The organism is Streptomyces sp. CB03234 (assembly GCF_001905885.1).
GTDB lineage: Bacteria > Actinomycetota > Actinomycetes > Streptomycetales > Streptomycetaceae > Streptomyces.
In genome coordinates this window covers 298,824-319,638 of record NZ_LIYH01000005.1, presented here as the reverse complement: position 1 = coordinate 319,638, position 20,815 = coordinate 298,824, and the positions used below count along the sequence as shown (strand labels likewise).

The 20,815-nt window shown below is 70.9% G+C and carries 24 protein-coding genes and 1 pseudogene; 12 read left to right on the top strand and 13 right to left on the bottom strand.

The window, feature by feature from the left end:
• Window positions 1-32: 32 nt before the first annotated feature.
• The 3 genes from AMK26_RS22805 to AMK26_RS22795 all read left to right on the top strand — a co-directional run bounded on the left by AMK26_RS22805 (window position 33) and on the right by AMK26_RS22795 (window position 5,404).
• Window positions 33-1,796: a glycoside hydrolase family 35 protein gene (locus AMK26_RS22805; protein WP_073756577.1), complete on the top strand. Its 1,764-nt coding sequence runs from the start codon at window positions 33-35 to the stop codon at window positions 1,794-1,796.
• Window positions 1,796-4,213 (top strand): beta-galactosidase, encoded by a 2,418-nt coding sequence (locus AMK26_RS22800; protein WP_073756576.1) that lies wholly within the window; start codon window positions 1,796-1,798, stop codon window positions 4,211-4,213. Before AMK26_RS22805 ends, AMK26_RS22800 begins: the two co-directional genes overlap by 1 nt.
• A 96-nt stretch (window positions 4,214-4,309) precedes the next feature.
• A complete protein-coding gene (locus AMK26_RS22795) occupies window positions 4,310-5,404 on the top strand; it encodes a LacI family DNA-binding transcriptional regulator (protein WP_073756575.1) in 1,095 nt (364 codons plus the stop codon).
• On the opposite strand, the gene AMK26_RS22790 is transcribed toward AMK26_RS22795, so the two are convergent.
• Window positions 5,390-5,824 carry a hypothetical protein gene (locus tag AMK26_RS22790; protein WP_143608603.1) on the bottom strand — a complete coding sequence of 145 codons (435 nt, stop codon included), beginning with the start codon at window positions 5,822-5,824 and terminating at the stop codon, window positions 5,390-5,392. The genes AMK26_RS22795 and AMK26_RS22790 overlap by 15 nt on opposite strands.
• Window positions 5,825-5,837: 13 nt before the next feature.
• Here AMK26_RS22790 and AMK26_RS22785 point away from each other — a divergent pair, with 13 nt between their 5' ends.
• Window positions 5,838-6,728 (top strand): serine/threonine-protein kinase, encoded by an 891-nt coding sequence (locus AMK26_RS22785; RefSeq protein ID WP_073756573.1) that lies wholly within the window; start codon window positions 5,838-5,840, stop codon window positions 6,726-6,728.
• 145 nt (window positions 6,729-6,873) lie between these two features.
• Here the strand turns inward: AMK26_RS22785 and AMK26_RS22780 are convergent, their stop codons facing one another.
• Entirely contained in the window at window positions 6,874-7,260 is a 387-nt protein-coding gene (locus AMK26_RS22780) for a hypothetical protein (RefSeq protein ID WP_241838033.1), read from the bottom strand.
• Window positions 7,257-7,526, bottom strand: a complete 270-nt coding sequence (locus AMK26_RS22775) for a hypothetical protein (RefSeq protein ID WP_073756572.1) — start codon at window positions 7,524-7,526, stop codon at window positions 7,257-7,259. The genes AMK26_RS22780 and AMK26_RS22775 overlap by 4 nt, the downstream gene beginning before the upstream one ends.
• A 745-nt stretch (window positions 7,527-8,271) precedes the next feature.
• Between AMK26_RS22775 and AMK26_RS22770 the strand changes: the two genes are divergently transcribed.
• Window positions 8,272-8,616 carry a hypothetical protein gene (locus tag AMK26_RS22770; protein WP_241838032.1) on the top strand — a complete coding sequence of 115 codons (345 nt, stop codon included), beginning with the start codon at window positions 8,272-8,274 and terminating at the stop codon, window positions 8,614-8,616.
• Between the two features lie 8 nt (window positions 8,617-8,624).
• Here the strand turns inward: AMK26_RS22770 and AMK26_RS22765 are convergent, their stop codons facing one another.
• Window positions 8,625-9,017: a hypothetical protein gene (locus AMK26_RS22765; protein ID WP_073756571.1), complete on the bottom strand. Its 393-nt coding sequence runs from the start codon at window positions 9,015-9,017 to the stop codon at window positions 8,625-8,627.
• Window positions 9,018-9,443: 426 nt separating this feature from the next.
• Window positions 9,444-9,725, bottom strand: a complete 282-nt coding sequence (locus AMK26_RS37985) for a hypothetical protein (protein ID WP_073756570.1) — start codon at window positions 9,723-9,725, stop codon at window positions 9,444-9,446.
• Window positions 9,726-9,790: 65 nt separating this feature from the next.
• Between AMK26_RS37985 and AMK26_RS22755 the strand changes: the two genes are divergently transcribed.
• Window positions 9,791-10,387 carry a hypothetical protein gene (locus AMK26_RS22755; protein WP_073756569.1) on the top strand — a complete coding sequence of 199 codons (597 nt, stop codon included), beginning with the start codon at window positions 9,791-9,793 and terminating at the stop codon, window positions 10,385-10,387.
• Between the two features lie 144 nt (window positions 10,388-10,531).
• Here the strand turns inward: AMK26_RS22755 and AMK26_RS22750 are convergent, their stop codons facing one another.
• Genes AMK26_RS22750 through AMK26_RS22730 form a run of 5 tightly spaced genes read right to left on the bottom strand, consistent with a single transcriptional unit; the run spans window position 10,532 to window position 15,067 of the window.
• On the bottom strand, window positions 10,532-11,047 hold the full coding sequence (locus AMK26_RS22750) for an AAA family ATPase (protein ID WP_079277757.1): 516 nt from the start codon (window positions 11,045-11,047) through the stop codon (window positions 10,532-10,534).
• Between the two features lie 57 nt (window positions 11,048-11,104).
• Complete coding sequence (locus tag AMK26_RS22745; RefSeq protein WP_073756568.1) at window positions 11,105-11,974, bottom strand: glycosyltransferase family 2 protein; 870 nt, start codon at window positions 11,972-11,974, stop codon at window positions 11,105-11,107.
• A gap of 2 nt (window positions 11,975-11,976) precedes the next feature.
• On the bottom strand, window positions 11,977-13,209 hold the full coding sequence (locus AMK26_RS22740; protein ID WP_073756567.1) for a glycosyltransferase: 1,233 nt from the start codon (window positions 13,207-13,209) through the stop codon (window positions 11,977-11,979).
• Complete coding sequence (locus tag AMK26_RS22735) at window positions 13,206-13,913, bottom strand: hypothetical protein (protein ID WP_073756566.1); 708 nt, start codon at window positions 13,911-13,913, stop codon at window positions 13,206-13,208. The genes AMK26_RS22740 and AMK26_RS22735 overlap by 4 nt, the downstream gene beginning before the upstream one ends.
• Window positions 13,910-15,067: a glycosyltransferase gene (locus AMK26_RS22730; protein WP_073756565.1), complete on the bottom strand. Its 1,158-nt coding sequence runs from the start codon at window positions 15,065-15,067 to the stop codon at window positions 13,910-13,912. The genes AMK26_RS22735 and AMK26_RS22730 overlap by 4 nt, the downstream gene beginning before the upstream one ends.
• 147 nt (window positions 15,068-15,214) lie before the next feature.
• Here AMK26_RS22730 and AMK26_RS35805 point away from each other — a divergent pair, with 147 nt between their 5' ends.
• The 5 genes and pseudogenes from AMK26_RS35805 to AMK26_RS37975 all read left to right on the top strand — a co-directional run.
• On the top strand, window positions 15,215-16,192 hold the full coding sequence (locus AMK26_RS35805) for a helix-turn-helix domain-containing protein (protein ID WP_079277756.1): 978 nt from the start codon (window positions 15,215-15,217) through the stop codon (window positions 16,190-16,192).
• Complete coding sequence (locus tag AMK26_RS35800; RefSeq protein ID WP_241838031.1) at window positions 16,189-16,758, top strand: peptide deformylase; 570 nt, start codon at window positions 16,189-16,191, stop codon at window positions 16,756-16,758. The genes AMK26_RS35805 and AMK26_RS35800 overlap by 4 nt, the downstream gene beginning before the upstream one ends.
• A 30-nt stretch (window positions 16,759-16,788) precedes the next feature.
• On the top strand, window positions 16,789-16,941 hold the full coding sequence (locus AMK26_RS37380; protein ID WP_198944139.1) for a hypothetical protein: 153 nt from the start codon (window positions 16,789-16,791) through the stop codon (window positions 16,939-16,941).
• 77 nt (window positions 16,942-17,018) lie between these two features.
• Complete coding sequence (locus AMK26_RS37980; RefSeq protein WP_241838030.1) at window positions 17,019-17,183, top strand: hypothetical protein; 165 nt, start codon at window positions 17,019-17,021, stop codon at window positions 17,181-17,183.
• A pseudogene (locus AMK26_RS37975) lies at window positions 17,180-17,314 on the top strand (MerR family DNA-binding protein); the annotation flags it as partial. The gene AMK26_RS37980 and the pseudogene AMK26_RS37975, both read left to right, overlap by 4 nt.
• A gap of 100 nt (window positions 17,315-17,414) precedes the next feature.
• Here the strand turns inward: AMK26_RS37975 and AMK26_RS22715 are convergent.
• Both AMK26_RS22715 and AMK26_RS22710 read right to left on the bottom strand, forming a co-directional pair.
• Complete coding sequence (locus tag AMK26_RS22715; RefSeq protein ID WP_241838029.1) at window positions 17,415-17,864, bottom strand: hypothetical protein; 450 nt, start codon at window positions 17,862-17,864, stop codon at window positions 17,415-17,417.
• A 172-nt stretch (window positions 17,865-18,036) separates the two neighbouring features.
• Window positions 18,037-18,297: a hypothetical protein gene (locus tag AMK26_RS22710; protein ID WP_073756563.1), complete on the bottom strand. Its 261-nt coding sequence runs from the start codon at window positions 18,295-18,297 to the stop codon at window positions 18,037-18,039.
• A 415-nt stretch (window positions 18,298-18,712) separates the two neighbouring features.
• Here AMK26_RS22710 and AMK26_RS37970 point away from each other — a divergent pair, with 415 nt between their 5' ends.
• Window positions 18,713-19,174, top strand: a complete 462-nt coding sequence (locus AMK26_RS37970; protein ID WP_073757057.1) for an ATP-binding protein — start codon at window positions 18,713-18,715, stop codon at window positions 19,172-19,174.
• A 405-nt stretch (window positions 19,175-19,579) separates the two neighbouring features.
• On the opposite strand, the gene AMK26_RS22700 is transcribed toward AMK26_RS37970, so the two are convergent.
• The gene (locus AMK26_RS22700) at window positions 19,580-20,026 is read right to left on the bottom strand and encodes a pyridoxamine 5'-phosphate oxidase family protein (protein WP_073757056.1); all 447 of its coding nucleotides are present in this window, start codon (window positions 20,024-20,026) and stop codon (window positions 19,580-19,582) included.
• Window positions 20,027-20,815: the final 789 nt, after the last annotated feature.

The following is a 20,815-nucleotide window of genomic DNA, read 5'->3' as shown; positions in this document are numbered from 1 at the left end:
TCCCGTACCCCGAAGCGAAGGGAAGCTTCCGCATGCCCGCCCTGACGACGACGCCCGACGGTTTCCTGCTGCACGGCGAGCCGTTCCGGATCATCTCCGGCGCGATGCACTACTTCCGCGTCCATCCCGGTCAGTGGGCCGACCGGCTGCGCAAGGCGCGGCTCATGGGGCTCAACACGGTGGAGACGTACGTCCCGTGGAACGCCCACCAGCCCGACCCGGGCGGCCCCCTGGTCCTGGACGGCCTCCTCGACCTGCCCCGGTACCTGCGGCTGGCACAGGAGGAGGGCCTGCACGTCCTGCTGCGGCCCGGCCCGTACATCTGCGCCGAGTGGGACGGCGGCGGCCTGCCCTCGTGGCTCACGTCCGACCCGGACATCCGGCTGCGCAGCAGCGACCCCCGCTTCACGGGGGCGGTCGACCGCTACCTGGACCTGCTGCTGCCCCCGCTGCTGCCGCACCTGGCCGCCTCGGGCGGGCCCGTGATCGCGGTGCAGGTGGAGAACGAGTACGGGGCGTACGGCGACGACGCCGCGTACCTGAAGCACCTGGAACAGGGGCTGCGGGCACGGGGCGTGGAGGAACTGCTGTTCACCTGCGACCAGGCCGACCCCGCGCACCTCGCCGCCGGGAGCCTGCCGGGCACGCTCGCCACCGGGACGTTCGGCGGCCGGATCGAGCAGTCGCTCGCCCGGCTGCGCGCGCACCGGTCCGAAGGCCCGCTGATGTGCTCCGAGTTCTGGGTCGGCTGGTTCGACCACTGGGGCGGCCCCCACCACACCCGCGACGCGGCGGACGCCGCCGACGGCCTCGACCGGCTGCTGGCGGCGGGCGCGTCCGTCAACATCTACATGTTCCACGGCGGCACCAACTTCGGCTTCACCAACGGCGCCGTCCACGAGCACGCCTACACCCCGACCGTCACCTCGTACGACTACGACGCCCCGCTCGCCGAGTGCGGCGACCCCACCCCCAAGTACCACGCCTTCCGCGAGGTCATCGCCCGCCACGCGCCGGTCCCCGGCGAGCCCGCCCCGGCACCGGGCGCCAAGCTCCCGCCCACCCCCGTCGTCCTGGACCAGCGGGCGCCGCTGCTGCCGCTCGCCGGCGCACTGGCCGAGCCGGTGCGCACCGACGACCCGCCGACCATGGGCGACCTCGGCCTGCGGGCCGGGTTCCTGCTCCACCGCACCACCCTTCCCGGCGCCGGTGAGGGCCTGCTCACCTTCGCGGGCGGCGTCGGCGACCGCGCCCAGGTCTTCGTGGACAGCGCCCCCGTCGGCGTACTCGAACGGGAACGGCACGACGAGACCCTGCCCCTGCGCGTCCCGCGCCCCGGCGCCGTACTGGACGTCCTCGTCGAGGACTTGGGCGGCGTCAACTACGGTCCCCGCATCGGCACCCCCAAGGGCCTGCTCGGCCCCGTCGCCTTCAACGGCACCGTGCTGCGCGGCTGGGACTGCCACCCGCTGCCCCTGGACGACCCGCGCGCCGTGCCGTTCGGCCCCTCCGCCGCCGCCACGGACGCCGGACCCGCCTTCCACCGCGGCACCTTCGACGTCCGCGCCCCGGCCGACGCCTTCCTCGCCCTGCCCGGCTGGACCAAGGGCCAGGCGTGGATCAACGGCTTCGCCCTCGGGCGCTACTGGAACCGCGGCCCGCAGCGCACCCTGTACGTCCCCGCCCCCGTCCTGCGCCCCGGCACCAATGAGCTCGTCGTGCTGGAGCTGCACGCCACCACCGGCACGCGCGCCCTGCTCACCGACACGCCCGACCTCGGACCGGAGAAGTCCTGATGACACACCCGCCCCGCCCCCACCTCCTGCGCGTCCCGGCACCCGCCGCGCCTCCGACGACCGGCCACCTGCTCTTCGCCGACGCGCCGGGCGTACCCGACCCCATCGAGGTGAACAGCCGCTGGCTGACGCGCGGGGGCCGCCCCTGGTTCCCGGTCTCCGGGGAGTTCCACTACTCCCGCTACCCCGCCGGGGAGTGGGAGGAGGAGCTGCTGAAGATGAAGGCGGGCGGGGTGACCGCCGTCGCCTCGTACATCATCTGGATCCACCACGAGGAGACCGAGGGCCGCACCCGCTTCGACGGCGACCGCGACCTGCGGCGCTTCGCCCGACTGTGCGCCCGCCACGGCCTGGACTTCATCCCCCGCATCGGCCCCTGGTCCCACGCCGAGGTACGCAACGGCGGCCTCCCCGACTGGCTGCTGGCCCGCCCCTGCACGCCCCGCACCGACGACCCCGCCTACCTGGAACCCGTACGCACCTGGTTCGCGGCCGTCGCCGAGCAGCTGCGCGGCCTCGACCGGGCCCACGGGGGCCCCATCGTCGCGATCCAGGTGGAGAACGAGCTCTACGACCAGCCCGGCCACCTCCTCACCCTCAAGCGGATGGCCCAGGACGCCGGGCTGAGCGCGCCGCTGTGGACGTCGACCGCCTGGGGCGGGGTCCAGCTGCCCCCCGACGAACTGCTCCCGCTGTACGGCGGTTACCCCGAGACGTTCTGGACGGAGGCGGACGGCGGCTGGCCCGACACCTGCCGCAAGCACTTCTTCTTCACCCACCAGCGCGACGACGAGGGCATCGGCGCGGACCTGCGGCCGACGACCGTCCGGGGCGGTGACCCCGTCCCCGCCGACCGGTACCCGTGGGCCACCTGTGAGCTGGGCGGCGGCATGGCGGCGGCGTACCACCGCCGGCCGCGCGTGGAGGCGGCCGACGTCGGCGCGCTCGGCCTCACCAAGATCGGGTGCGGCTCGGTGTGGCAGGGCTTCTACATGTTCCACGGCGGTACGAACCCGGCCGGTGAACACACCACCCTCCAGGAGTCCCACGCCACCGGCTACCCCAACGACCTGCCCGTCCTGACGTACGACTTCCAGGCACCGCTCGGCGAGTACGGCCAGGTGCGCCCCTCGTACCACGAACTGAGACTCCAGCACCTGATGCTGGCCGACTTCGGGCACCTCATCGCGCCCATGCGGTCCGTGCTGCCCGAGGACCGGCCGACGGGGCAGCACGACCGGGACACCCTGCGCTGGGCCGTCCGCGCCGACGGCACCTCCGCGTTCCTCTTCCTCAACAACTATCAGCCGCACGAGCCACTGCCGGACCACCCGGACACGGCCTTCACCGTCGAACTCCCCGGCACCGGCCCGGTGACCCTGCCCAGCACCCCCGTCACCGTCCCCCGGGGCGCCTACTTCTGCTGGCCGCTGCGCCTCGACGTGGCGGGCCTGCGGCTGGAGTGGGCCACCGCGCAGCCGGTGTGCACCGTGGACGTCGAGGGGCGCACGGTGCTGGTGCTGGCCGCCACCGACGGCATCACTCCCGAGCTGGCCCTGGACGCGGGCACGGTGACGTCCGTGACCACGCCCTCCGGTGACGTCACGGACATCGGCGGCCGGGTCCTGGTCACCGGGATCCGCCCCGGCACCGGCGCCCTGGTCGAGGTGGACACGGCGGACGGCGGGCGGGCCGGCCTGCTGGTCCTGGACGCCGCGACGGCCCGTACCGTCTACCGGGGCGCCGCGTGGGGGGCCGAGCGGCTGGTGCTCTGCCCGGACGGCGTGGTCTTCGACGACGGCGAGGTACGGGTCCACAGCCCGGCCGCCCAGCCGTCGTTCGCCGTGCTGCCCGCACCGGACAAGGCCCCGGTGGTGGCCGGCGCGGCGGTGCGGGACGCGCGGGACGGGGTGTTCACCCGCTACCGGGTCGTCCCGGACGGCGCCGGTACCGCCGGTACCGCCGGGCAGGCCGTCCCGGCGGCCGTCCCGGTCCTGGTCCGCGCGGCCGGGCCTGCGCCGGAGACCGTGACGGGCGTACTGGGCCGGGCGAGCGTGCCCGAGGACAAGCACTTCGAGACCGTGGCCGCCGACTACCACGTCGACGTACCGGACGCCCTGCTGGACGAGCCGGCGGGGACCCTCCTGCGCGTCCGGTGGACCGGCGACGTGGCACGGGCGTACGTGGGGGACACGCTCGTCGCCGACCAGTTCTTCTCGGGGCGCGTCTGGGACATCGGCCTCGACCGGCTCCCGATCGACGCCCTGCGCGCCCACGGCCTGCGCCTCCGGGTGCTGCCACGGGCCGTCGGCGCCCCCGTGTACGTCCCCGCGCCGGCGGGCGAGACCGGGGCGGCGGCCTCCGTCCCGTACGCCGAATGGGTCACCGTCCGCTCCTGGACCGTGCGGGCGGGCTGACCGCTCCGCCCGGGGAACCGCCCCGGAACGCCCGGCCTATGCTGTGGGCGTGCCGGGGCGGACAGGACCGCCGAAACGACGTCGAGGACAGCCGCCATGACCCCAAGCGCCGCCGACGGCCCCGCTCCGAAGTGGCGCAGCAGACGGAACTTCGCGGGATCACGCCCCGTGATGGACGACGTGGCCCGGCTCGCAGGCGTTTCCAAGCAGACCGTGTCGCGGGTGCTCAACGACCATCCGTCCGTCCGCCCCACGACCCGCGAGGCGGTCCTGGAGGCCATGCGGTCGCTCGGCTACCGCCCGAGCCGCAGCGCGCGTTCGCTGGCCAGCGGCAAGACCCGGATGCTCGGTGTCATCTCCTTCGACGCGGCGCGCTACGGGCCCGCGTCGATCCTGACCGCGATCAACACCGCGGCCCAGGACGCCGGATACCTGGTGAGCTCCATCGCCATCGACACGGCCGACCGAGGCACGGCCGACCACGACACGGCCGACCACCACACGGTCGCACGCGCGGTCGACCGGCTGTCCGCCGAAGGCGCCGAGGGCGTGATCGCCATCGCTCCGCAGCTCTGGGTGGGCCGGGCGCTGGCGGACGCCCGCCTGGACACCCCCCTGGTCGTCCTGGAGAGCGACCTCGAGGACGGCACCCCCCTGGTCACCGCCGACTCCCGCACCGGAGCGCGGGAAGCCACCGAGCACCTGCTGCGCCTGGGCCACCACACCGTCTGGCACATCGCGGGGCCCACGGGCTGGACCTCCGCCGACCGGCGGCTGGCGAGCTGGCGCGACACCCTCGCCGCGGCCGGCGCCGAGATCCCCGACCCGCTCATCGGCGACTGGAGCGCCGACTCCGGGTACGACCTGGGCCGCCGCCTGGCGCTGCGCCCGGACGTCACCGCGGTCTTCGCCTCCAACGACCAGATGGCACTCGGCCTGCTGCATGCCCTCCACGAAGCGGGACGGTCCGTACCCGGCGACGTCAGCGTCGTGGGCTACGACGACATCCCCGAGGCCGCCCACCTGCTGCCCCCGCTGACCACCGTCCGCACCGACTTCACCGAGATCGGCACCCGCTCCCTCCGGCTCCTCCTGGGCCGCATCGACGGCCCGGCCGAGCCCCGGATCGACCCCGTCGTCCCCGTCGAGCTGATCGTCCGCGACAGCAGCGGTCCGTCACCCCGGCGCTGACCCGCACGGCAGGGCCCTCGGCGTCCCCACGGAGCCGCCGCTGATCCTGACCACCTGTTGCGCCCTGCTCCGGAAGGCGCATACACCCGCCTGTTCGGTGGACGCCCCGGTGCCCACCAGATCTGGCAGTCCGTGCTCCTGCTGCGCCACGTACGAACCGTCCTGGCCCAGGTGATCGCAGGCGAAGCGTCCCGTGTCCGCGACCTCGTCGCCCACGGCGATCTCCTGATCGCCCATCTCGTCTTCCAGAGCATCGGCTCTGACGCCCTTGAGGAACTGCGCGAGCCCGACGACGTGCACGACGCCTGGCTCACCGAGCGCACGCTGAGCATCGCCGGCCTCCTGGCCGCAGCGGTCGAACGCCTCTACGGCCGGCATCTCTTCCTTGCCAGCGTGTTCGCCGACGAGCGCAAGTGCCACGTCCTGGCCGACGATGTCGCACACTCCCCGGCCGACCCGCCGGTACCTCGCCACCTGGACCAACGACCGCCGCCGTCCCCTGCTGTGGGCCGCCGACGGGCAGGCATACGCGCCAAGCGCTCTGATTCGCCGTATCTGGAGCGAAGCCCAGTGGGACCAGGCCCCGTCCGCGGTCAACGACGCCCTCCGTTGGCTGCTTCCCGACGAAGGCACGCTCGCCGACCTCGCCGAGGCATTGTTGGCCTCGGCGGGACACGGCGGTGACGCCCAGCTCGACGGCGGCCCGAAAGACCTTTACTTGGTCTGGGAGTTGGTCGTGGGCGAGAACCTCGCTCAGATCCTGACCCAGGAAGGAGGCCGCCTGCCCCTGGCCCGGGCGTTGTCCCTAGCCGCCCAGATCACAGATGTCCTGGCCTGCATCCACGAAGACCCCGTCGTACACAGGGACCTCAAGCCCGCCAACGTAATGATCACCGAGGGCTGGAAGGCCAAACTGCTCGACTTCGGTGTTGCGGCCGTCTTCGGCGCCGACCATCCCCGCCTCACCCAGGCTGGCCAAGTTCTCGGCACCGTCGCCTACATGGCGCCCGAGCAGCTCACCGACCGAGGCCTCATCGACCCGAAGACAGATCTCTATGCGTTGGGCTGCCTCCTGTACGAAATGCTCACCGGGCAGCCCCCGTTCATCGGCGACCACGCCCAGGTGATGCACGACCACCGCTTCCGTACGCCCGCCCCGGTCCGGGAGCTGCGCCCGGACGTTACGCCCGACATCAACGATCTCGTGATGAGCATGCTGGCGAAGGACGCCGTCTTGGCGTCCCTTTCCCACGCCAAGACACTGCCCCAACAAAATGAGCGTCCGCTTCCGCGTCCGGCGGAGGCATTTCGTTCAGCCCGGTGACAGGGTCACGGGCACGCCTGCCCCTGTTGCATGCCAGCAAGCGGTCCCTCGGCCAACGTCTCGACGTCCGCATTCATGCGAAGCCCTCCGCAACGGTTCTCACACATGGCCAAGACAGCAACTGCCACCCACTTCCGGCGACGGCCTATTCGTAGGGGTTGAGCGCTTGCATGCTGGTGAAGCGGTAGGCCTCGTCGCGCAACGACAGCACGGTGACAGGCTCGCCCGCCGTCGCCATCTGCCAGGCCACCGCCGCAGCGTGAGCAACGGCGTGCTCGGCTCGGGGCCAGGACACCGCCTCCATCGCGTGAGCCGTGGTGAAGGGAACGCCCTCGGCGTACCGCAGGCCGGCTGCGTACGCCCCGCAGCCGGGTTTGAGCCGGTCGGCTGCCAGGACGCACAGCGACGGCACAAGGATGCGGCCGCGCTGGTGACTGGCCTCGATGTACAGCCCCGTGAAGAAGGCATCCCCCTCATACAGCGCGACTAGGCAGGTGTGGTCCAGGACGACGGTCTCGATGTAGTCGCTCACGCGGCGCGACCACCACGACTGGCACGGTGGGCGCGGATCTTCGCCCAGGCATCGGTCCCTTGGGCCCTCACCTCAGGCGTGTACTCCACACCGAGTTCCTGGGCGGCGTCCCGGGCGCGCTGCTCACGCTCCTCCTCGGTCAGCTCCCGGAACGCCATCTGCTCAAGAAGACCGTCCATCGTCGTGCCGTGCTCGGCCGCGAGCACCCGCAGCCGGGCGGCGACCGCTTCCTTGGTCTTGATGCTCGTCCACTTCTGATCAGCCATACCCGCGATTCTACCGCCGGTAGAAACGAGCCGTCTGCCGTTTCCGTCCACCACCCGAGCCGATCGCGAGCACTCACCAAGACCGCGGTACCGGGGGATCCACAGGGGAGACGTGGCCCCCGAAGCCCCACGAGCACGGGCCTCCGCGAGCATTCGGCAGCACCGGCATACTGACACGTCAGCACGAAAAAGAGACAAAAAGACCCCTCCAACCGTGTTTCCGCAGGTCGGAGGGGTCTTGCCGTGTGGAGCCTAGGGGAGTCGAACCCGAAATTGTTACCTTCCTGACCTGCGGAAACGCCGGAGAATCGGACATTAGACCCTGTTTCCATCCGCCTACATCCGGCTCCATCCGCCTCGATCCGGCTCCCGTGCTGACGTGTCAGCACGGGGCCCATGTGCGTTGCTACAGCGAATCTCCCTTATCGAGCATGCTTCTACCTGCCCTGCCAGATAAGCGAGTTGAGCATCCAATGCTATCCCTTGCAGAGCAAAGCACGTGCGACACCGGAGCCCCCCGGTGGAGGTCTTATGCCGTGCATGACTTCCCTGGACACAACGGGTAGGGCGGGGTTCCATGGCACTCATGATGCGTCGAGCGTTATCCACCGCCGTTGTCGCCGTCGTGTTCGCCGCTCTCCCGTCGTGTTCCTCGGATTCTTCGGACGGGTCCCCCGCTGCGGGCCGGCCCAGCGGATCGGGCTCCAGGGCGCCGGCGTCCATCCCCACGCCGACTCCCACGCGGATGGTCACGCCGGCGCCGTCGCTGACCGGGCCGTGTGGTGACGGGACGTGCGAGATCAAGGTCACCGTGGGAGACGTCGTGACAGTGCCGGAAAGGTATGGCCTCGGGCCGATCAAAGTGACTGCGATCACCGGCGACGCGGTCGAGATGGCCGCGCCACTGACGGGGTCGGGCTACAGCGTTTCAGGTTGTTCCGGTGGCGGCGGTGTGTCATCGGACGGGGGCGGCGGCGTCGGGCTGAACTGCGGTCTGGGAACAGTCGCGACCATCAACGACGCCATGAGCCTGGAGGTCATCGAGATCCGCGCCAACGCCGCCGTCCTCCGTATTGCACCTGCCGGGTGACGGCGGCGTCAGGACGCTTCGGGCACGGCGCGGGTCAGGGGTTCGAGGTCGCCGTACAGGGCGGCGTGAAGGGCAGCGGCGAGCTCGCGGGCCCGGTGCTCAGTCTCCACGTCGTACAGCACGAAGTAGACCGGGCCCGCGGAGGAGTCGGAACGGATCTCCCTCGCCTGGATCAGGCGGATGACGGCGGCGCGGATCGCGTCGTACGCGTCGTCGCCGACGGTGTGGTCCTGGCCGGCGGTGAGCGCGTCGGCCTTCACCGTCCACCGACGGCCTTGGTTCTCAACGGCGACGAACACCGCGTGCTGCCGTTTGGCCTGCCGGTAGGCGGCGTTGAAGGCGTCGACGGCGGTGGCGTCGGGCACCTGGCCAGCGGGGCAAGGGATGGGCAGCGGCTGCATGAGGGCATCGTCCCAGCAGAGGCGGACACTCGCTGTGGTGTTGACGCCGATCGTGTCCTTGTCGGCTCGGTGGCGTTGAAACGTCTGACACGTGCACTGGTCTGGACCCCCACGTCGGGCCGGTGCAGTCCGCGGCTCCGATTCCCGCGCTGGCGTCGGGGCCGCGTCTACGGCTCGGCGGTTCCCCTTCCCGGACCGTGACCGGCAGCCCTGGTCTCCCCCTCGGGACCAGGGCTTCGTTCTGCTGCGGGGGTGGTGTTCCGTACGGGCCTGGCCCTGGTGGTGGACTGGTGTGGCTGCCGGGCCGGTGGGCCCAACCACGGTGTGCCGGTCCGGCAGCCCGGGGAGCGCGGCGCCGTACGGCGCCGGCGGGCTCCTCGGGGGTGCGGTGCGGGTGGCGGTGGGGGCCGTGCCCGCACCGCGCGGTCAGCCTACGGGCCAGGGGCAGCGGCGGGCGAGGATCGTCCACTCCTCATCCGGTCGGCCGGGCACGGCCCGGCCCGAGCTTTCCCACCGCGCGGCGAGCGCGGTGAAGATCGACTCCAGCTCGGGCTCCAGAGCCAGGCCGTGCGCGGTCAGCTCGGCGGCGTCGCGGCCCAGCCGCTTCATCTCGTACGCCGTGACGATTACCCGGCACTGCGGGGCGTGCGCCTTGGTTCGGTCGCCGTCAAGCAGGCCGTCAAAGACGCGGAATGGTCTCCGTGTCATTTGTCACGGGTATCTGGGCGGGCAATGATGCGGAGCCCTGCCCCCGCCATTTGGAGTGAATCCTCGTGACAAAGATCCAGACGCTCGACGGACTCGTCGACGAACCGCTCTCCACCATCGAGGGGCTCGTTGCCGCCCTGCGCCGCAACGAGGAACAGCAACAGGGCCTGCGCAACCTGCACGCCGAGTTCACCCGCCAGATCGTCCGCAAGGCCGGCGGCGTCCAGCAGGCCGCCGAGATCCTCGGCATCGACCCCAAGACCGTCCGCGCTCACGAACGGGCCGCAGGCGTCGTGATGGTCGTCTACCGCGGCCGGAACACGGAGAAGGTCGACGCCGACGGCCGCGTCTACGGCGAGACCGGCCAGGGCGAGGAGAGCGATGGCCAGCTCGAAGCCGACCGCAAGTGGTTCAAGATCTCCCCCGGGCACCAGGGGAGGCTCCTCGCCGTCGTCTACGTCTTCGACGGGACCGTGGTCCGCGTCCGCGAGGTGGAAGACCGCCGCTGGGAGTGGGACGACAACGGCGAGAAGGCCGCCCTGCCGCTGGGCGCCCCGCTCACCGCAGAGGAACTCGCCGAGCGGTTCCCCACCCTGCCCTTCACCCTCGGCGGCGCCCATCCTATGGTCCGCGGCAAGATCCGCGAGTACGTCGCGCTGTAACCCAGAGGGCCGCGTCAGAGAGAACAGGCCGTCAACCGGGGAGCGCTATCGCTGGCCACCCTGCCGCCTTCGCGCGATCATGGCAGTCTCCGCAGCCCGCCCGGGGGCGCAGCAGCAGGCGCGGGGCGTCCGGGCCTTGCCCGGTCAACCGAGAGGCGAGACCACCACGTCCACATCACCGGTGTAGACGACTGCTTCCTCATCGTCGCCCGGGGGCTCGAAACGGGCGAAGAAATCGTCTAGCGCCTGGGGGCTGACGGTAAGCGCGTTGGCGTCCTGACGCCTGTTGCGCTGGTCCAGGCGTCGCAGCAGCTCGGCTTTGGCGACGGGCAGGTACACCAAGCGCGGGCGCCCGCCCGCGACCGACACGGTCTTCTTCCACTCTTCGCGGTCGGAGCGCAGCCACAGGCCGTGGTCCAGGACCACATTACGACCGGCGGCCAGATGCTCGATGAGTTGGCCGCGTACGGCCTCGATGACGGGACGCTCGCGCTCGAAGTACTCGTGCTCGGGGTAGTCGACGCCGTACCGGCCGTGCAAGTGGTGGACCTCCTCGTCGACGGACAGGCGGACGAAGCCGCGTTCGGCGAGGGCTTGGGCGAGCACGGTCTTGCCAGAGCCTGTGATCCCGACCAGCAGTACGGCCAGCGGACCGGTCACGTCTTCCTCGCTCCTCCGTCGACTGTCCTACAGGGCTCATTCTCGCTGATCCGGCGGCTAGCGCCGGGAATCGGCCCGGGTCGGCCGGCGCCAGTGGGAGGCGATCGTGCGCGCCTCGGCGGCCCAGCCGTCGGGCAGGCGGTTCAGGGCGACGCGGCGGAAGGCCAGGCGTGGGTCCGCGACGTCGATACGTCCGCCGTGCCGACCCACGTGTTCCAGCAGGCGGGACGCCTCATCGCGTACGGCTGGTGTGTGCTCGGCCCACTGGCCGGTGGAGAACCGTTCCACCCGGCGCCGCAGGTCCTCCAGGACGCCCGAGCGCCACTTGAAATGGTGCACGCACGCGAGCGCCCCGGGGTCGGGCTTGTGCCCGGGGGCTCGGTGGTTGCCGGAGGCCACAGCGATCCCAGATTGTACGAGGACGATCTTTCTGGGGTCGCCGTGCAGGAGGCGGTGGGTGAGGTGTCCGCCGAGCGGAAAGGCGTGGTCCAGGCCGGTGGCCGGGCTCCAGTGGGCGAGCTGTCCGTCGGCGGCGACGCGGTCGAGCATCAGGCCGCCCACCACTGGTGACCCTGCGGCCTCCGCCTGCGCGATCACCTCGGGCAGCGGGGCGGGGTAGGTCTGGAATTCGTCGGCGTCGGCGAGCAGGTGCCATCCAGTGCCGGCCTGCTCGCGCAGGGCCTCGCGGAGGTGGGTGTTGGTGTGCTCGTGCCACGGGCCGGTGCTGACGGCGGTCGGGGTGATGCCGAGCTCATGGCTGGCGGCGACGAGCTGGTGGCGCCAGGCGTCGGGGACGTGTTCGGGGAAGTGGAAGGCGAGATGGAACCGCTCGATACCGAGCGCGCGGTAGTGGGTGGTCCATGCGGCCAGCAGGGCGGGTTCGACGGGGCCGATCACGGCGATCAGCGGCGGGTGCGCGGACGGCATCGTCAGGACTCCTTGGCCAGCAGTCGGGTGTAGACGTCGGTCAGGAACGCGGCCTGCTCCGCCGCGGTGCGCAGTCCCACCGCTTGCGCGGCGTCCGGCCCGGGACGGGGTGGCGGGTCGGCGGCGAGGCCGCCCAGGACCTTCGCAAGCGCGTCGGCGTCGCCGGCGGGGAAGAGGCGGGCCCATCCCTGTCCGGCGAGGCGGGCGGTGAGGGCGGGGTCGTGGTCGGAGACGATCAGCGGGACGCCGCGGCGGACGGCGTCCATGACCAGCCCGGATTCCTTGCCCACCCCGGGGCGGCGGGCGACCAGGGCCGCGTCGGCAGCGCCGTAGACGATCCGCAGCACCTGCTCGCTGACGGGGCCGGGGACCGTGTGGAGGCGGACCTGCGGCAGTGTCCGCCACCCCTCCAGTACGGTCTCGTCGATCGGGTGACCGGTGACGACCAGGTGCAGCGGGCTGGTGAGCCGGGCGAGAGCGGCGTTAATGACGTCGATGTCCTTGTACGGCCACCACCCGCCGACCAGGCTCACCACCGGCTCGCCGGGCGGGATGGTGAAGGCGGCCCGGGCGCCGTCGCGCTCTTGGTCGGTGAGCGGGTTGCCGTCGTTGACGGCGAAGGGGCGGACCTCCCCGGCCAGGCGGGGGAAGGCCGGGGCGAACTGGTCGCGTACGGCCGCTGTCGGGTACAGCGCCCGCACCCGCGCTTCGCCGTGGCGCGTGAGGCGGCCGAGGAGCCGTACGACCATGCCCTCAGCGGTGACCGCCTCGTGGAGAAACCGCAGATGGGGCAGTCCGCCGAGGAGGGCAGCCGCGCCGTGCAGGGCCTCGCTGGCGCTGAGCACGACGACCGCGGCGGGGTCGGGGGCGAGGCGGCGGGCGGTGCGCAGGCACGCCGCCTCGGTCAGGCACCGTGCGAGCAGCGTGACCTGGTGCGGAGCGCGCCGCATCACATCCGGCCAGCGGCGCGAGGCGAACGCACGTTGCCCGGCTGCCGAGGCGGCGCCCGCCCAGCGGGCGGCGGCCAGCAGCACCGCCGAGGCCAGCCCAGCCGGACCTGCGGGCACCCGCGCACCGGCTGCCCGCAGAGGGGCGAGGTCGCCCGCGACGCCGTACGGGGTGATGACCACGCTGCCGGTCCGGGCAGTGGCGAGGGCGGTCAGGGCGTGCTGGTGGTGGCCGCCGAGCCGGTGCGCGTAAGGCTCGATCAGCACCAGCGGTCCGCCGGCGGTCATCCGGCGACCGCCTGTTCGCCGTGGGTGGCGGTGAACCGGGCCAGCAGCCACGCCGGATCGTTCAGTGCGTCGAACCGCCCCGGATCGCGCGCGGCCTCGGCGGCGAACGCCACCCCCTCGCGGGCGCCGGCGGTGGCGTAGTCGGCGAACTCGCCGGTCCCGCCGGAGGTCCATGCCGCGATCCGCGCGCGGCTGTCGGTGGTGTCCATGCCGTACTCGCTGCCGCGAGCGAGCATCGAGCACTCCCGAAAGCCCGCCTTCCACGCGTGGTACGGGCTCTGGTTGATCCTGGTCGTGCCGGCCACCGCCTGGGCGAACTCGATCCGGCCGGGCAGGGCTGCGAGCACGTCGACCGCCTCACCGAGCTCCCGTAGCGCCGAGCGCCGGATCAGCTTCAGCCCGCCGTAGCCGTAGACCAGACCGTTGAGCGGGTTGATCGCCCGCCACACCCGCATCGAGACGTCCTCGCTAAGCGGCTCGACGTCGCCGAGGGCGAACTCGGTGTCGATGACGAAGTCCCCGTCCGCCAGCAGGAACTGCTCAGCGTCGACCACCTCGGCGGCCAGCCGGTAGGCGCGGCGCATCCCGTGCACCCCATGCAGCCGCTTCACCCGCAGCCCGAGCACCCGCTGAAGACGCGCGTGGAGCTTGTCGGCCAGCGGCTCGTCGTAGGACAGCATCACCGCGTCGAAGCCGCCGGTCATGAGAGCGCCTGAAGGTAGCGGGCGGCGACCAGGGCGGGGGTGAAGTCGGCGGTGGAGGCGTGGGCGCGCTTGGCGTGCACGGTGTAGAACTCGGCGTCGGTGGCCAGCCGCTCGGCGAGGGCGACCGCCTCGGCGTCGGTGTTGAACAGCAGCTCGGCGTCGATGTGCTCCGCCAGCCAGCCCAGACGCGGGGCGATGACCGGCAGCCCCATGCCCTGACAGTCGATCACCGACATGGACCACGGGCAGCCCTCCCTGAACGGCGCGATGCCGAAGTGCGCGCCGGCCAGCAGGTTCCGGTACCGGACGCGGTCGCCGCGGTCGGAGACGACCTCCACCCCGTCCAGGGCGGCGAGCTGATCGCGGTGCCGCTCGGGGCTGGAGTCCAGGCGAGTGCGGTCGGTGCGACGGGCCCCGAACAGGTCCATGACCTTCAGCCGTACCGGCGCCTGGGCGGTGATCTGGCGGGCGAGGTCGGCGAAGCGGGCGGTGCCGTAGTGCGCGTAGAGCCGGTGGTTGTAGACCCCCACCGCCCCGTCGCCGTTCGGCGCGGCGACCTCGGCGGGGTCGCGTACCAGGCGCTCGTCGCGCGGTGCGGGCACCACGCGCAGTTTCTCGCCCAGGTCCACGGCCATCCGCAAGGCGGCGGCCGTCGTCCACGAGGCGGCGGTGGAGGAGTGCACCAGGACGCGGTCGCAGGCGGCGAGCCCGGCGGCGAAGGCCAGCAGCACGCTGCGGCCCAGCCCGGCGTCGTTCAGGGAGGGGTCCACGAGCAGCTGCTGGTCTCCGGTGAAGGAGAACGGCAGGTAGTGGCAGTACCCGGCCAGCACCGCGTCCGATCCGGCTTCCAGCAGGGCGGTGCGTACGGCGGGCGCGGCTTCGATCTGGTTGGCGACCACCGCCTCGGGGCGGACCTCGCGGATCAGGTCGGCGAGCTGGTTCAGGTCGTGGGCGAAGCGGGCCCGGTACTTCGTGCCGGGCACCGCCGTGCGCTGGAAGCCGGCCCGCCCGTCACCGGCCGGGGCCGGGGCGGCGACGGTGACCTCGGCTCCGGCGTCGGCCAGGGCCGGGGCGAGCAGGTCCGCGAAGATCCACCCGGAGTCGGCCATCAGCCGGTCGGGGTTGGAGATGTTGAGCAGGTACAGCACGCGCATCGCGCCCTCGCCTCCCTCATCTGGGGCCCGGCGGAACCGGGCCGCTCACGAGAAGGAAAGCGGTGACCTTGACGGTGACGGGATGATGAACTGAGGTCACTCACGGTTCATTCATCATCACCATGCCGGGCGGTTCGGGGGGCGTCGATGGACACAGCTGCGGACACGGGCACGACGGTGGAGCAGGCGGCGGAGGCGTTCGCCGCGGAGGTCTCCTACTGGCGCGAGGTCCGGGGCCTGGCGAAGCGGGCCCTGGCGGCGGCGATGGGCTTCGACCCGTCCTACGTCAGCCACATCGAGTCCGGCCGGGCCAAGCCCACCGAGGAGTTCGCCCGCCTCGCCGAAGAGGCGCTGAACGCGGGCAAGGCGATCTGGCGCCGGTGGACCGACTACGAGGCCGCCAGGGCCCGCGCCAAGCACCCCGCCGCCCCGCCGGCCCCGCGACAGGCCGAGCAGCCCTATGCCACCGGGTCCGCGCTGGTGGTTGAGCACGACCAGGCCCGCCTGGAGTACGACGGGCACGCCTACCGCCTGACGATGCGGCGCCGGCTGCGCAACACCGGCAGCGAGCCGGTCACCCGCTACCTGATCCGCATCTCGGTGGACCGCTACCCCGGCGAGCCGGAACGCTCCAACGCCCACTACCGCGCGCATCCGCTGACCTGGGAGGAACTGGCGCTGAGCGCCACCTGCCGGGGCGAGGCGATGCGGTGGGAGGCCAAGCACGACCGGGACGCCTTCAAAGAGGTCTGGCTGCTGTTCGACAACGAGCAGGGCCGCTTCCCGCTGTATCCGGGCGAGTCGGTGTGGATTCAGTACGCCTACAGCGTTGGCGACGACAAGTGGGGCCGCTGGTTCCAGCGCGCCGTACGCCTGCCGACCGAGCATCTCGAAGTACAGCTCGCCTTCCCCGCCCACCTGGACCCGGTGGTGTGGGGCACCGAGACGTCCATGACGGCCGAGGCGGCACCCTTGCGGACCGCGCTGGTCCGCAGCGAGGAGAACGGGATGCGCGTGTTCACCTGGACCACGACTTCCCCGGCCCTGCACGCCCGCTACCGTCTCGAATGGCGCCTGCGCGCCGCCCGACCCCAACCCGATACGACCCCGGGAGAGCCCAGGTGAGCACGGTCCAACCCAGCCAGCGGATGCGCGAGATCGGCGTCGTCCAGTACGGCGCCCCCGTACTCGCCGAACCGGCCCGGCCCTTCGACCTGCCCGCCGAGCGCGAAGCCGCCGAGCGGTGCGTCGACCACCTCTACGCCGCCATGGAGCGGATCGGGCAGGTCCACCCCTTCGCAAAGGGCATGGGGCTGGCGGCCCCGCAGATCGGCATCGGCCGCGCCGCCGCCGTCGTCCAGCCGCCCGGCCGTGACACGCCCGCGATTGTGCTGCTGAATCCCCGGGTCGCCGAGACCTCCGAGGAGGCCGACGAGCAGTACGAGGGTTGCCTGTCCTTCTTCGACGTCCGCGGCATGGTCCCCCGTCCGCTGACGATCACGGTGGAGACCACGGCGTTGGACGGCAGGACGGTCACCACCGTGTACGAGCGCGGGCTCGCGCGGCTCGTCGCCCACGAGATCGACCACCTCGACGGGCTGCTCTACACCTCACGGATGCGGCCCGGCGTCGAGCCCATTCCTGTCGAGGAATACCAGCAAACGGGCCGGGCCTGGGCATACGACTCCTGAGCCGCCCCTCAGACTTCCTGGAAGAACACCGTGATCTACGACAATCCTCACCGCATGAAGGGCGCCCCTGTCCTCGGTGTGGGCCCGGGCTTGCCCGGACCGTTCGGCCGCTGGCCCGACGACGGCGAGGACGAAGACCAGAGCGAGCCCGACAAGGACTATCCGGCCGAAAACAAGCCGTAGGCCGCCCGACCACCGGAACAAGATCCATCTCAGCACCAGCGGCCGTACGCCGCCGGCATTACCAGGGGGACTCGACCATGGGCAAGACGACCAAGAAGGCCCGGCAGACACCGCCGCTGTCCGCCGACCGCGTCCGCACCGGCTGGCAAGGCCCGGTCGGGCGCTACTACGAGCGGCGCGGCCTGCTGGCCGAGCCGGGACGAAGCATGGCGGTCACCGCCTGTGCGGCGAGGAGGCGGTGACCGCGCTGGGAGTGATCAAGGCGGCCCAGCGGCTCGGGTTCACGCTGGAGGAGGTCGCCGAGCTGCTGGAGGCCGGCCGCCACCGCCACGGCTGCCCCGCGGCGGGGCTCCAGGAACGTGCTGCGGCCAAGCTCGCCGAGGTCGACGCAAAGATCGCCGACCTGGCCACCATCCGCACCGCCCTGGTCGCCGCCGTCGGGCCTGGCCACCTTCGCGTGTGGCGCCATGACTTCAGCGGTCCACAGATCTTGACTCTTGCTCCGACCGTCCACACAGCGCACAGGCCACGGCAGTCTCCACGCAGGTCTTCCCGGCGCGGAAGTCACTGCCAGCGAACATCTCCGGAGAGCCCGGCACGCAGTCATAGAACTTGCTCATGAACGCGTGCGCCTGCTGCTCGGCGCTCTTGGCCGTGGCCTTGTCGGGCAGAGCGTCGGAGAAATGGGCCTGGATCAGCGTGTGTTGCCAGCGATTGGCTTCCCCGATGTGCCGGGTGAGGCGTTCCCATGGAGCGCTGCTGTACCCGATCTTGATGCGGGGTGTGTGTCCTGCGATCTCCAGGACGTAGAGCCGATGTTCACGGTACCCGTGCTCGCGAAGGAAGTCATTGGCGGTGGCGCGGGCGCGGTCCTGGATGCGCAGGGCAAGAACGGGCAGCGGCCCGCTGCCGGCCTCCTGCATGAGCCGTCGGGCCAGGCTGCGGGGCTTCTTGATGATGACGCTCCGCTGCGACGGTGGAGGAGGGGGGGAACGGTGCCAGCATGCAGAGATTGTCGCCCAACAACCCTACGCGGTGGGCGGGTTCGCCGGAACTGCATGCAAAAGAACCTACTCGTCACCTGTAGACGCACGCCTAGTCGTCGTTCGGCAGGTACCACCCGTGCTCGCGATGCCTGGGCTCTGGTGGGTTCGGGTTCTCGCGGGCATAGGCATCGTTTGCACGGCGAATCATCTCTGCGTCGTAGCGCTGCAGCTCGTCGTACAGTTTATCCGCTTCGTTGACATCCGCGGATACGTAACGCTCTCGCAGCGCCTCGCGTTCGTCTGCGAGTTCCGCGTCGGACAGCGGGCGGAGGCTACCGAGGCCACGCGCGATGGAGTTGAAGATGCCCATGCGTTGATGTTGTCACGCTGGGGGCTACCGCCGCGCTGTTGTCCGCCGACCGTAGCCACTGACCGACCCAGTCCACCGTTTGTCAGCACCCAGCAGAGATGACCTGATCTCCGCTCTGGTGTTCCTCAGTGTCGGACTCACCATGCTCGTTGCCACTCGCCACTCTGTTGAATCCCTGACCGAGTGGGGCGACGAGCAGCCCTGGCCGTTTTCAAGAATCCCCATCATCACCACACGAGTGCCGACCAGAGGGCCGGTGGAGTGCACGTGTCGCCCCCTTCAACGCGGACTGCCGCAGGAAGGTCACGGTGCCAGGAGGCGGCTGGCCGTAAGCACGCGTGCCGTGTCGTTTCGGGGGTATCCGGGTGCCGTTAACCGTGTTGCTCAGGACGAGGGTGGCGGTGTGGGCCCAGTGCTGCACGAAAACGAGGATCAGTCGCGGGCCCGCCGCCCGGTGTTGTCGGCTCTCGCCTTCGAGGGCAGCGAGCCGATCGCCGAGGCCCGCGAGGCGGCCCGCCAGTTCATGACCGACGTGCAAGCCGTGCACGGCATCCCCGTGTCGAACCGTGCGATGGGCGCGGTGGAGCTAGTGGTCAGCGAACTGATGACCAACGCCTACAAGTACGCACCCGGCCCCTGCCTGCTGGACCTTGAGGTCAGCGACGGCACCGTCCAGATCAGCGTGTGGGACACCAACCCGACCCTGCCGGCGGCATGCGCTGGAGACCCGGGCCGGGTCGGGCAGCACGGCCTCGAAATCGTCATCGCGCTGTGCCACAGCTTTGAGATCCGCCGCGAGCCAGTGGGTAAACGCGTCAGGGCCGCCGTCGTGCTGGCCGACGACCCTGGCGGAGCACCATCTGGCCGCCTGCTATGACCGGCCCTGGGTGCCGGGGCCTGCCTGACCTGGGCGCCTACCGGCCCTCCAGGTAGTCGGCGGCGCGTTCGGCAGCCTCATGAACAGTCAGCCGCCGGGCCGGTCGCCTATCTCGCCAACCGACGCCCTCCAGGTCGTCGGCCGCTCGCTGAGCTGCGTCCTCCAACGACCGCCGCCGCGGCCCACGCCTGCGACACGCCTCCCGCCGACGTTCAAGGAATCGGGCCAGCCAGCTACCGCGCTTACCAGAATTCTGCTCATCAATCACGGAGCAAGATCATCCCATGGCCCCCGTTGGGCTCGTCTCGGAAGTTTGCACGGATCCCCGACGAGCTCCCGCCGCATCACGCAGGCTGCGGTGATTGGGGCGCTCGCACCCAATCACCCGCGCTCCATGTAGCCGCCTTACGCCGCAGCGCTTGAGCTTGAGATCTCCCGGGGTACCGGAGCGAGGGTCTGCCCCATCGCCCGATCGACCGTGATGAGGATGACCACCCGCTCAGGGTCCGGGGCGGGCGTCCTCCTGTATCGCTCTGCGTAGCGGGCGACGGCGTCCTCGACCGTCGCGGCGTCCGTGCGGACCTCCGCCACACCCTCAAGGGTTGCCCACCGGCCGCCATCGACTTGGCACACCGCGACACGGGCCGCGTTCCCGCCTGCAAGGACGTTGGCGACTTTACGACTGGATTTGCGGGTGATAACTCGGGCCACTCCAGCGGCGGCATCGACCGTCACGCCGACGGGTACAACGTGCGGGCGGCCATCAGGCCGCAGCGTGGTCAATGTGCACAGATGGTATTCGCCCCAAAACTCCAAGTAGCTATCCGACTGGCTCAATATCGCGTTCGGCATGCCTAGAAGCGTAAAGGGGAAAGTGCCCGAACTGCCCCAGAGTGACCACGGCCACATACGCTCCGAGTTGGGCATTTGCCCTATTCGAGCCTGTTTGCGATAAGCCTTTCAGGATTGAACATCTCGGATTCATAACGGACCTGTTGGCACCACCGATCACCTTGAGGCGTCCACGCCAGGACGTGAAGTCGCAGCTCAAGGAGGTGCCTGATCGCCGAGCCTGGCCGATTTGGCACAGTTTGATCGGTCGCGTTTACCTGCGGTCTACAAGAATTGATCATGCCTTTCAAGCCATGCCTTGTCTGAACCGTCACGTACTGTCCAAAGAGGTTCCTGGGGGCTCCACCGAGACAGCTCGCTCGATGTCCCAGCTCGGATTCGCGTAAGTGACATCTAGGTGGGCGAGAGGATCTCGAAGCCGGGTGTCCGGCCTTCCCTTGCGGGGCTGTGGCGGGGCACAGGCGTATCTGCCTGCGCTCGTTTCCGGCGCCGGGAACCAGACGTCATCGACACGGGCGGAGAGTTGCCCGGCTCGGGAGCCATCACGGCCGGTTGGAGGGATTACTCGGTGTGGTCAGGTAAGGGTGGTCGAACGGCGAAGTCCGGGGTGCCTGTGCAGGGCGGACTCAGCCGTCGCCGATTCGGGCGCTGGCGCTCAGCCGCGAACCGGACGGTGGAGAGGGACCTGCATCGTCTGATTCGGCGTGAGCTGCAAGACCTCGGGGTGACTCCCCCGCTCGATGTTGACGAACTCTGCCAGGCATTCAGCCGACGGCGGGGGCGCCCCCT

What these genes read in the sequence shown, in the direction of transcription:
- AMK26_RS22735 (WP_073756566.1), bottom strand. Translation starts at nt 13,913, where the DNA reads ATGACCGGCGGCTTCGACGCGGTGATGCTGTCCTACGACGAGCCGCTG.
- AMK26_RS22765 (WP_073756571.1), bottom strand. Translation starts at nt 9,017, where the DNA reads ATGCAGCCGCTGCCCATCCCTTGCCCCGCTGGCCAGGTGCCCGACGCC.
- AMK26_RS35805 (WP_079277756.1), top strand. Translation starts at nt 15,215, where the DNA reads ATGGACACAGCTGCGGACACGGGCACGACGGTGGAGCAGGCGGCGGAG.
- AMK26_RS22710 (WP_073756563.1), bottom strand. Translation starts at nt 18,297, where the DNA reads ATGGGCATCTTCAACTCCATCGCGCGTGGCCTCGGTAGCCTCCGCCCG.
- AMK26_RS37980 (WP_241838030.1), top strand. Translation starts at nt 17,019, where the DNA reads ATGGGCAAGACGACCAAGAAGGCCCGGCAGACACCGCCGCTGTCCGCC.
- AMK26_RS22740 (WP_073756567.1), bottom strand. Translation starts at nt 13,209, where the DNA reads ATGACCGCCGGCGGACCGCTGGTGCTGATCGAGCCTTACGCGCACCGG.
- AMK26_RS22715 (WP_241838029.1), bottom strand. Translation starts at nt 17,864, where the DNA reads ATGCAGGAGGCCGGCAGCGGGCCGCTGCCCGTTCTTGCCCTGCGCATC.
- AMK26_RS22795 (WP_073756575.1), top strand. Translation starts at nt 4,310, where the DNA reads ATGACCCCAAGCGCCGCCGACGGCCCCGCTCCGAAGTGGCGCAGCAGA.
- AMK26_RS22745 (WP_073756568.1), bottom strand. Translation starts at nt 11,974, where the DNA reads ATGCCGTCCGCGCACCCGCCGCTGATCGCCGTGATCGGCCCCGTCGAA.
- AMK26_RS22785 (WP_073756573.1), top strand. Translation starts at nt 5,838, where the DNA reads ATGTCGCACACTCCCCGGCCGACCCGCCGGTACCTCGCCACCTGGACC.
- AMK26_RS22700 (WP_073757056.1), bottom strand. Translation starts at nt 20,026, where the DNA reads ATGCCGAACGCGATATTGAGCCAGTCGGATAGCTACTTGGAGTTTTGG.
- AMK26_RS22800 (WP_073756576.1), top strand. Translation starts at nt 1,796, where the DNA reads ATGACACACCCGCCCCGCCCCCACCTCCTGCGCGTCCCGGCACCCGCC.
- AMK26_RS37985 (WP_073756570.1), bottom strand. Translation starts at nt 9,725, where the DNA reads ATGACACGGAGACCATTCCGCGTCTTTGACGGCCTGCTTGACGGCGAC.
- AMK26_RS22730 (WP_073756565.1), bottom strand. Translation starts at nt 15,067, where the DNA reads ATGCGCGTGCTGTACCTGCTCAACATCTCCAACCCCGACCGGCTGATG.
- AMK26_RS22770 (WP_241838032.1), top strand. Translation starts at nt 8,272, where the DNA reads ATGGTCACGCCGGCGCCGTCGCTGACCGGGCCGTGTGGTGACGGGACG.
- AMK26_RS22775 (WP_073756572.1), bottom strand. Translation starts at nt 7,526, where the DNA reads ATGGCTGATCAGAAGTGGACGAGCATCAAGACCAAGGAAGCGGTCGCC.
- AMK26_RS22805 (WP_073756577.1), top strand. Translation starts at nt 33, where the DNA reads ATGCCCGCCCTGACGACGACGCCCGACGGTTTCCTGCTGCACGGCGAG.